At 61.5% G+C, this 7,963-nt stretch carries 9 protein-coding genes and 2 pseudogenes; 6 read left to right on the top strand and 5 right to left on the bottom strand.

Features of this window, described 5'->3' with window-relative positions; translation table 11 throughout:
- Positions 1–481 precede the first annotated feature (481 nt).
- Complete coding sequence (locus FV222_RS31135; RefSeq protein WP_246685430.1) at positions 482–721, top strand: hypothetical protein; 240 nt, start codon at positions 482–484, stop codon at positions 719–721.
- Between the two features lie 738 nt (positions 722–1,459).
- Here FV222_RS31135 and FV222_RS11900 read toward each other — a convergent pair.
- The 4 genes from FV222_RS11900 to FV222_RS11910 form a co-directional block, all read right to left on the bottom strand.
- Positions 1,460–1,714: a hypothetical protein gene (locus FV222_RS11900; RefSeq protein ID WP_147814373.1), complete on the bottom strand. Its 255-nt coding sequence runs from the start codon at positions 1,712–1,714 to the stop codon at positions 1,460–1,462.
- A 717-nt stretch (positions 1,715–2,431) separates the two neighbouring features.
- Complete coding sequence (locus tag FV222_RS31880) at positions 2,432–2,566, bottom strand: hypothetical protein (RefSeq protein WP_281406695.1); 135 nt, start codon at positions 2,564–2,566, stop codon at positions 2,432–2,434.
- A 104-nt stretch (positions 2,567–2,670) separates the two neighbouring features.
- Complete coding sequence (locus FV222_RS11905; protein ID WP_147750267.1) at positions 2,671–2,865, bottom strand: hypothetical protein; 195 nt, start codon at positions 2,863–2,865, stop codon at positions 2,671–2,673.
- A 413-nt stretch (positions 2,866–3,278) separates the two neighbouring features.
- The gene (locus tag FV222_RS11910; protein WP_147814375.1) at positions 3,279–3,566 is read right to left on the bottom strand and encodes an integration host factor subunit beta; all 288 of its coding nucleotides are present in this window, start codon (positions 3,564–3,566) and stop codon (positions 3,279–3,281) included.
- A gap of 190 nt (positions 3,567–3,756) precedes the next feature.
- Between FV222_RS11910 and FV222_RS11915 the strand changes: the two genes are divergently transcribed.
- Entirely contained in the window at positions 3,757–3,966 is a 210-nt protein-coding gene (locus FV222_RS11915) for a cold-shock protein (protein ID WP_147814377.1), read from the top strand.
- Between the two features lie 504 nt (positions 3,967–4,470).
- A complete protein-coding gene (locus tag FV222_RS11920; RefSeq protein WP_147814379.1) occupies positions 4,471–4,941 on the top strand; it encodes a hypothetical protein in 471 nt (156 codons plus the stop codon).
- Positions 4,942–5,095: 154 nt separating this feature from the next.
- On the opposite strand, the gene FV222_RS11925 is transcribed toward FV222_RS11920, so the two are convergent.
- The gene (locus FV222_RS11925) at positions 5,096–5,746 is read right to left on the bottom strand and encodes a hypothetical protein (protein ID WP_210248483.1); all 651 of its coding nucleotides are present in this window, start codon (positions 5,744–5,746) and stop codon (positions 5,096–5,098) included.
- A gap of 456 nt (positions 5,747–6,202) precedes the next feature.
- Here FV222_RS11925 and FV222_RS11930 point away from each other — a divergent pair, with 456 nt between their 5' ends.
- The 3 genes and pseudogenes from FV222_RS11930 to FV222_RS30695 form a co-directional block, all read left to right on the top strand.
- Complete coding sequence (locus FV222_RS11930; RefSeq protein WP_147814383.1) at positions 6,203–6,697, top strand: hypothetical protein; 495 nt, start codon at positions 6,203–6,205, stop codon at positions 6,695–6,697.
- Between the two features lie 643 nt (positions 6,698–7,340).
- A pseudogene (locus FV222_RS32025) lies at positions 7,341–7,724 on the top strand (peptidase M48); the annotation flags it as partial.
- 114 nt (positions 7,725–7,838) lie between these two features.
- Positions 7,839–7,963, top strand: a pseudogene (locus FV222_RS30695) (thioredoxin-disulfide reductase); the annotation flags it as partial.

A 7,963-nucleotide genomic window follows, 5' to 3' on the forward strand; every position in this document is an offset into this window, starting at 1 on the left:
CATGCCAGCCTTCTCCGCTTGGCCGGCTGCGCTTGCCAGACCAGCTCCGCCGGCCAAGCTATCCGTGGCGGAGCGGCCCACCGTGCACTAACTTTACCCTTGGACCACCTCGTGGGGGCCGATCAGGTATCTAGGTCCCCCGGCACGCTACCAGACTACGGCTCACTTCGCCGACGGAGGTGGCCTTTCAGACCTGGGTTTCGCGGCGGACGATCGCGTCCTCGCTTGTGCCCTTCTGGCTCGGCCCGACGCCAGGACCTTCATTTCATGCATGCCAAGCGAGGCTGTTTCGACCGCGCTCACCCACGGCCTCATCACGGTCATAAGCAGCGGCTGCAGACTAGCTACCTCCAGAATACCACTCAGCCTGACCCGCCTGCGCCTGGATGCGGCGCTGTACGATCCAGCGCCCCCGAGGCCTCCAGGTACGATCGGACGCCCACGCAAGAAGGGTGCGCGGCGGCCCACCTTGTCCAAAATCATGACCGAGCCGGGTACCCTCTGGCAGCAGGTGAGCGTGCCGGGCTGGTACGGCATGGGCGAGCGCAAGATCGAGATCGCCGCGGCCACCGCCGTCTGGCATCATTCCGGTCTACCAGCAGTGCCGATCCGCTGGGTTCTGATCCGCGATCCCGAGAGCCGCTTCGAGCCCCAATCGCTGCTCTGCACCGACCCCGCACGAGACCCGACCCAGATCGTGACGTGCCTCATCCTGAGCTAGTCGAAGGATCGTCCGGCGCTGGCAGGTCGAAGTCTCCTTCCAGGAAGCGCGTGCCCATCTCGGCGTCGAGACACAGCGGCAATGGTCCGACAAGGCTATCGCTCGTACGCCCCCCTGCCTGCTCGCCCTGTTCTCCATCGTCACCCTGCTCGCGACCCGGCTGACAGCACGTGAGAGGCGGCAGGTCGCGGCGACTGCGTGGTACCCCGAACCGCAGCCGACCTTCTCCGATGCTCTCGCAGCCGTCCGTCGAACCATCTGGCGCGAGGAAGCTTCTTCGATGTCAGGCCGCAGGCGCGACCGTAGGAAACGTCGGTTCCGTCTTCCACCAGCCTGGGCCTACGCCCTGTGCCAGGCGGCCTGAATGGCCAAAGTCGAGCTTAGGCAGTCGCTACCATTACACCGAACTCTGCTGCGCTATCTTGAGGCCCAGGCTATGTTGACGTGACCACCCCGCTTTGCGTGTGCGTTCAAAACGACGCCTCCACATTCACGCAGAACCATGACAGTGGTTCTCTCACTGAAACTGTCTCGATCAGCTTGACGGGTATGAGCCTCATTCAGCAATCGGCGGGCAAACAGTTCGATATCGCCGCGACCTTCGCATTCACGGCTATCGTCCGCCCAATGCGCGGGTCCGTCGTCGTGAACGTCGAATGTATAACGAGACATAATAGCACCGGGGCGCTGCGCACCTAAACGCGGATGGCAGGACTGCCCTCCGTGCTGTGTATCAAATCATACGTCCACAATGGTTAATGGTTCCTGCGGCCGATCGTCGGGACGTGGAGACTTGGCTGCAAAATACTCGATGTACCGTAGGCCGTCCCATAGTTCTACGGCGTGACCATCCACCATGGCTTCCGCAAGTCTGATGGCTTCGTCGTCGTTGGTGGCCATCAGCGAGTTGGTATCCAACACTCTGCCATCGGGCAGCAGGATCAATGCGCGATACGCGGATGAATTGACGGGTGTTTCTAGCGTGCTGGGCATGTTTGCTTCTCAACCATAAGGCGGGAGCAAATCGCACTCTCAGTCGCTGACGCCTGGTGGTTTCCGGCCAGCGATTGGCAACCTTAGCAGTATCATACAGATCGGCAACCAAATCGAGCCCGAGAGTTCTGCGCGAGATCTAATTCGCGGTTGACAAAAAGCTGCTCCTCGAATGTCTTTGGAAAGCATTCGCCTGTCGAAGGTGCCCAAGCGCTGTCCGCGGATCACGGTACTCCAACTGATCCCTGAACCGAACGTACTCGGTCAGCACTCCTCGCTCCTCCTAAATTGCTCGAGCGGACTGCCAGACGGGTGTGATCTCCCGGAATGCCGTGTCTGCACTTGCCTCAGACGCGCCCTGTGATCCGAAAGAATGGGTCGATTGGCGGACGACCGAATTAGCTTTCATGATGGTCCAATCGAAGTGCCCTTTCTCAAATTTGGACGGGGTAATACGTATCGTATGTGGGTTTGGTGTGAAGATAATCATGCCGGCAAATTGGGCGTCGGCGCGTACAACGTTCAGAGCTCGGGTGATGGCGTCGACCCCTGCCTCATAGTCCGTGCTGTGGAGGCAAGGGTCTGCGGGCCATTCGACGTGCTCAGGTCGGATCATAGCCCGGCATGAGGATCCCAGCGTTCACTCACCAGAGCCGCCGGCGGTTCCCGACAGGCCTGACCCTATGTCCGGAATGACCCCATAAGGTGTTCCCGCACCTACTTCTTGGAGTTGGCGGCTTTGACCGCATTGCCAACGACGTCCTTCGTGGATGGGGCGGCCGCGTTGGTCTTAGTAACAGCCTTCTTCGGCTTCTTTGTCTCGCGGTTCCCGCGCTTGTTGTCCTGGGCCATGATGATCCCCTTCGCGCTTAAAGACGCCTACTGTTCGATGATGCGTGCAAGAGAACGGAATGCCTGATGGTGCATTTTGTCCCCCGCCCGGCCTTCGATTCCGATCAAGCCCGTACGATCTCGTCCTGAGTCACGGCGCGTTCACCGGCAGCGGACTTGACCCGGTATCCAAGAGCGCCTGCGCGATCCTCCGGCATCAAGCGGATCACCTCGTAGACCTCCCCCCGAGCGTCGCGGTCGGCTGCCTCGCTCGATGGCGCCTGACGGACGCGCTGTCCGATCTTGAAGAGGTGGGACATGGTGGTGTTCCCGTAAGGGCGCGGTCAGAAGGCGCTGCCTTCCTGTCGACGGATGTCGGGCCCAGCGATGGCTTGCGTGGACGCAGAGCCATTCACGATCTCAGATGGGTGCCCAGGGTGTCCGTCGTAAGGGCACAAGCCGATTGATTGACATTGCGCCCTTGCTAGCGCGACCTTCAGCCCAGGCGAAAGGCATGATCGTTATTTCCTTGGCCTCGATTCGGCCCTCAGCGAAGCCGTCCATCCACGCATGGCAAGATTTCGGAGGATCCAAACCGTAGGGACAATCCCCCCGCAACTTTGGAGCTGACGAGCCCAGCTTCATGGCCCAAGCGCTTCGCCTCTTCGATTTCAGCTTTTGGGGCTTCTGGCATTGCTACCACCATAGGGAGCAGCATCGACGACGTACGAATTCAAAGCGTCTTCAGGTTCACCCGATCTCGCATCTCCTTGCCAGCCTTGAAGACAAGCGCGGTCTTGGCGGGCACAGCTACTGCTGCTCCTGTTTTCGGGTTGCGCCCGTGACGCGCATCTCGACGTGTCACCGAGAACGAGCCGACCTCACGGATCTCCACCCGATCGCCTGCCGCAAGCGCATCCGCGAGGCGGCCAAGAATGGCATCGACCACCGCTTGGCAGTTTCGCTCGTAGAGATGTGGGTTCTGGGCAGCGAGGCGCAGGACGAGGTCGGACCGGATCATCGTATGCGTGTGAGAGCATGAAGCGCTGATGGGCAACCCCTTTGCCTAAAATCAAAGGGTTGATGCCATCGCGGACGATAGCTCGTTCGCCGCCGAGTCGGCCTTCGCTACGTGGTACATCGCATCGAAACCATCTACTTGGCGTGCGGGCGCACTGCGTTGGCTCGCCTGAGACGTCTAGGAACTTCCTATGAGCATCGGCACCGTAAAGTGGTTCAACGATACCAAGGGCTACGGCTTCATCCAGCCGGATGACGGCGGCAAGGATGTGTTCGTCCACATCTCGACCGTCGAGCGCGCCGGCATGGGCAACCTGGCCGAGGGCCAGAAGGTCTCCTACGAGGAAGAGACCGACAAGCGCAGCGGCAAGCTGTCCGCTGGTAACCTGAAGGCAGCCTAAGGCTGCACTGTCTCACCCGTGAGATGAGCAAAAAACCTTGAAAGCCCATCTCCGGCAAGGCCGGCACCCCGACGTTACAGTGCTTGGATGCGCTGGCCGGGGTGCATGAGGGTCGTCTTCCGACCAGACACCTTACACACCGGGAACGACCCTTCGCGGACGAACATGACTAACGCTTCGGTCGCTTCCGCGCGGCCCAGGCTGGCTGGGGAAGCTGGACGAGGTGACGCGTACCCATCTTAGCTGTGCGGACCGACGTCCGCTTTCGGCAAAGACGGAATTTGCGCGCTATGGCGTGGTTGGGTCGGGGCCTGTCCGTCCGCTCTACGACCAGGTCGGGTGGGTTTCTGCATGTCTGCTTCCGGCAAGCAGTTACATCAAAGCAGACATACCAGCTAGGACCGAGTCATTATGGACGGCAAGATTCAGGGGTAGGCTGGTACCGGTCGCTTCAGGCCAACAATCCGCGTCGGCTTTCTTCTGATCGGATCGGATGTGAGCAGCATGATCAAGCGCTACAGTATCTTCGCTGACTACCATCAGTTCTACCTGTGGGATCACGGGGCAAGTCCGGATGCGCCGACGGAGTACACCGAGGAGGATACGGTCCGCCGCATCAAGACGGGGCCGTTCGTGGTCGTCGTTCAGCCCGAACGAAACATGGACGTGCCGGTCGAGTTCGAGATCACGGACGAACCGCCGGACATCGACCTCGACGTATGGGATCACGTGGCCGAGGCCAGCCTCGACCTACCGTCAGGCAGGCTTGAAATCCACGAATGCACCGGAGGATCGGTCGACGTCCTGGCCGTCTCGACGGGCACGTACCGGGTCCGGACCTATCATGGCGGGCTGGATACCTTGAGCGAAGACCGCCTCGACGGGGACGATCACTACCGGATCGTGCTGTGGCCTGCTCCCTTCGCTGACCTCGCCGTGCTGAAGCAGTACGTCGATCCGCACACTGCATCGTAAATGACATCCGGATCGACCAACGATCCCTTTCGGGTGCAGCATCGGATGCCGTGAGCGACGAAGCTAGGTCGATATCGGCCGAGCCGCACTACAGACAGCGTGGGTGGAAGATAATCGGGCGGCTTGTTCGAATAGGGTTGCAAAAAGGCCGAGTTCACCGGTTGCTCAAAAGTGCGCGGACACCATCCAATGCAAGAGCTTCGGTCGGGTTTCGAGGAGGTGCGGGAGGTCTAGCCGCAAGCGTTCTCACCGATCTGCCCTCATCGTCCTTCCGGTCCGGATCGGCTCCGCGACCGAGCAGAAACAGGACCAAGGACCAATCTCCGAAGCCGGCCGACATTGAGGCGGGCGTGTTACCGAGTGACATAGGGTGATCGACAGGAGCCCCTTCTTTGAGGATGCGGTCCATCCATGCGGTATCCTGCCGAAGGATCGCGTTCGCGTAGGAGTTGGTGAACCCCTCCTCTCGGCTCAGCACCGGAAGCGCTTGTTCGTGGGCATAGAAGGCGCCCGCAAGGGTCGCGAGAATTGCCACGACCCCTATGAAAGCTCCCCAGATCACAGTGTGGATTGCCGCGAGTAACGTAGGCTTGGATTTGCGACCAGCCCAAGCCTTCAGAGCCGCCAACACCGGTAAAAGTATGGGATAGGTGACGACTGCACCAAGGACTGCGAGCCAAAGAGCGATTTCTCCTAGGGTGGCCTCACCAGGAACGTTCAGGAGCACTGGGAGGATTAGCAGGATACAAAGCACCCACAGGGACCAAAGCACGATGGCCGCAAAGACCGCGATCAGGCGTCGCATCAACATGGTGGTAGCTCGTCCTTCTAAACGTCCAAGGCGAGGCAGGCGCCGGAGCAACCGTTACAAACTAGCAAACAATCCTTCACGCCATATGTAGTAGACGAACTACCTTGTCATTGCTCCTCCAATTGGAGGTTCTGCCATTGTCGCGCTCCAACATAGAAGCGATGTTTTTCCGGTTTGCTCTACCAACAAGTTGGGTAGGTTCCTACTAGCCCGTTTTCGATAGAATTTTCTTGGTAACGGACACTGCATCATTCCTGATTGCCCGAACAGGGCCTTGGTCTGGGCCATGACCGCCGGTGTCGAGGTGGATATCGGCAGCGTAGCGCCCGACGCCGACACTTCCTTGGGAGATGCCGCAGGCCTGCGCGCGAGCGGCATCTGCTAGGGTGGAATTGTTCAGGAAGCGTACGTTTGAGCCGACGACAGAGTAAGGACGATTAGCCAACACGCATGGGCGTACTCAAAACCCAGATCAATTTGCCCCCTGCCGCGCATGCATCTAAACCGCCAACCGCGATGCGGCAGGACGTACCGCCAGGAGTGAACCGGATGGCTCGAAAAGCGACCTCCCTCCTCGTGTACGGCGTACTATGGGCGTTCATCGCTCCACACGCCACACACGCGCAAGACGCGACACAGCCTTTCACGCTGGCGTGCATTAACAATGGCGGCAAATCAATCTACTTCAGCATCGATCTAGCATCAAATAAATGGGCACTAATGAAGCCGAATGGCGAGCTTGAGTCGAAAATACAGGAAGTCGCGCTTCAGTCCGACGATGTGATCAAGCTCAAGAACCCGGGCGGCTATTTCCTGGTCAACCGCAAGACCGGCGCCATGGATCTGATCAAGGGTGAGAGCCGCAAGGTCGACAGGATCTCATGCCGCAAGCACGACAGCCTCATCCCGATTCCAGTGGACAAGCGTCCGGCGAACAAATTCTGAGCGACCCGTTTTTGCTCCCGACGCATCCGAGGAGGCGAGTATCCCCGACGCAGCTAACCCGCGCACGCCCTCGCGCCTGCGATCCATCACGCGCCTGATCGCCGCCACCGTCCTGCTGCCGCTCGCCATCATGCTGCTCGGTCTCTGGGAGCAGCAGCGCGCCGTTGGCGACTGGGCCGGTTTCGACGAGGAGCGGTTGCATCTGACGCAGATCGTCGAGGCTCTGGAAGCGAAGGCGCCACGGGACGGACGCGTCGACTACAGCATGCAGTTCCGCCGCAATGGCCAGCTGTACGGCGGGCCCTTCGCCCTCGTGCAGGCCCGTGCGGCACTCAGTGAGGTCACGACCTTCACCACGGTGATGGAGTGGCGCAAGCTTCTGCCGCCCTTCGTCATCGTGGCCGGCGGGCTTGCCGCGGCCCTGTCCGTCCTCGTCCTGATTGGGGGCGCCGCCCTGGGACGGATGGGGCGGAACTCGCGCGACGTGCTGGTCGGCGGCTTCTCCCTGGTGCGCCGCCTGCTGCCCCCGGTGCTCGCCTTGCAGGTCCTTTTCACGACGGTGGGTTCCGTCGCCGCCGTGATTTTCGAGGCCGGCACGCTCGCGCGGCCCGGGCTTGGCAGCGGTGAGATCAAGATGCTGCTGATGGCCGCCGTCGCTGTCGGGGCGGTCCTCCTCGCGGCGGGCGCGACCGTGCTGGGCCTGCGCCGCGCGCTCTCCGCCTTCGAACCCGACCCGCTTCCGATCCTCGGCCGAACGGTCTCGCCCGCCGAGGCACCGGGCCTTTGGCGGCTGATCGAGGGGCTGGCCGAGCGCCTCGGCGCGCTCAAGCCCGAGGCCGTCGTGGTCGGCCTCACCGGAGGCTTCTTCGTCAGCGCCGGCCCGGCTGTGGTCGAGCCGAGCGGCGCGCGGCTGACGGGCCGGATACTCTACCTGCCGCTGCCCTACCTTGCACTTCTGCGCGGTGACGAGGTGGCGGCGATCATCGGCCACGAACTCGCACACTACGCCGGCGGCGACACCGCCTACAGCCAACGCTTCCTGCCGATCTATGCCGGGGTCGGGCGCTCCCTCGACGCGGTGGCGGAGGGGCATTCCGGATCGTTCGGACTGCTGAGCCCTTCCCTGCACCTCGGCGTCTTCGGCCTGCCCTCCGAGGCCAAGTTCCAGGGCGGCGGCGTCTCGGCCTGCGCGACCTGCGACGGCTTCTTCTTCCGCGGCAAGCCGGTGGCGGTGGTCGGCGGCGGCAACACCGCGGTGGAGGAGGC

The organism is Methylobacterium sp. WL103, assembly GCF_008039885.1.
GTDB lineage: Bacteria > Pseudomonadota > Alphaproteobacteria > Rhizobiales > Beijerinckiaceae > Methylobacterium > Methylobacterium cerastii.

Bases quoted from the DNA above. Each gene is read 5' to 3' on its own strand.
- FV222_RS31135 (WP_246685430.1), top strand. From the start codon at position 482: ATGACCGAGCCGGGTACCCTCTGGCAGCAGGTGAGCGTGCCGGGCTGG.
- FV222_RS11930 (WP_147814383.1), top strand. From the start codon at position 6,203: ATGGGCGTACTCAAAACCCAGATCAATTTGCCCCCTGCCGCGCATGCA.
- FV222_RS11900 (WP_147814373.1), bottom strand. From the start codon at position 1,714: ATGCCCAGCACGCTAGAAACACCCGTCAATTCATCCGCGTATCGCGCA.
- FV222_RS31880 (WP_281406695.1), bottom strand. From the start codon at position 2,566: ATGGCCCAGGACAACAAGCGCGGGAACCGCGAGACAAAGAAGCCGAAG.
- FV222_RS11925 (WP_210248483.1), bottom strand. From the start codon at position 5,746: ATGCGACGCCTGATCGCGGTCTTTGCGGCCATCGTGCTTTGGTCCCTG.
- FV222_RS11915 (WP_147814377.1), top strand. From the start codon at position 3,757: ATGAGCATCGGCACCGTAAAGTGGTTCAACGATACCAAGGGCTACGGC.
- FV222_RS11910 (WP_147814375.1), bottom strand. From the start codon at position 3,566: ATGATCCGGTCCGACCTCGTCCTGCGCCTCGCTGCCCAGAACCCACAT.
- FV222_RS11920 (WP_147814379.1), top strand. From the start codon at position 4,471: ATGATCAAGCGCTACAGTATCTTCGCTGACTACCATCAGTTCTACCTG.
- FV222_RS11905 (WP_147750267.1), bottom strand. From the start codon at position 2,865: ATGTCCCACCTCTTCAAGATCGGACAGCGCGTCCGTCAGGCGCCATCG.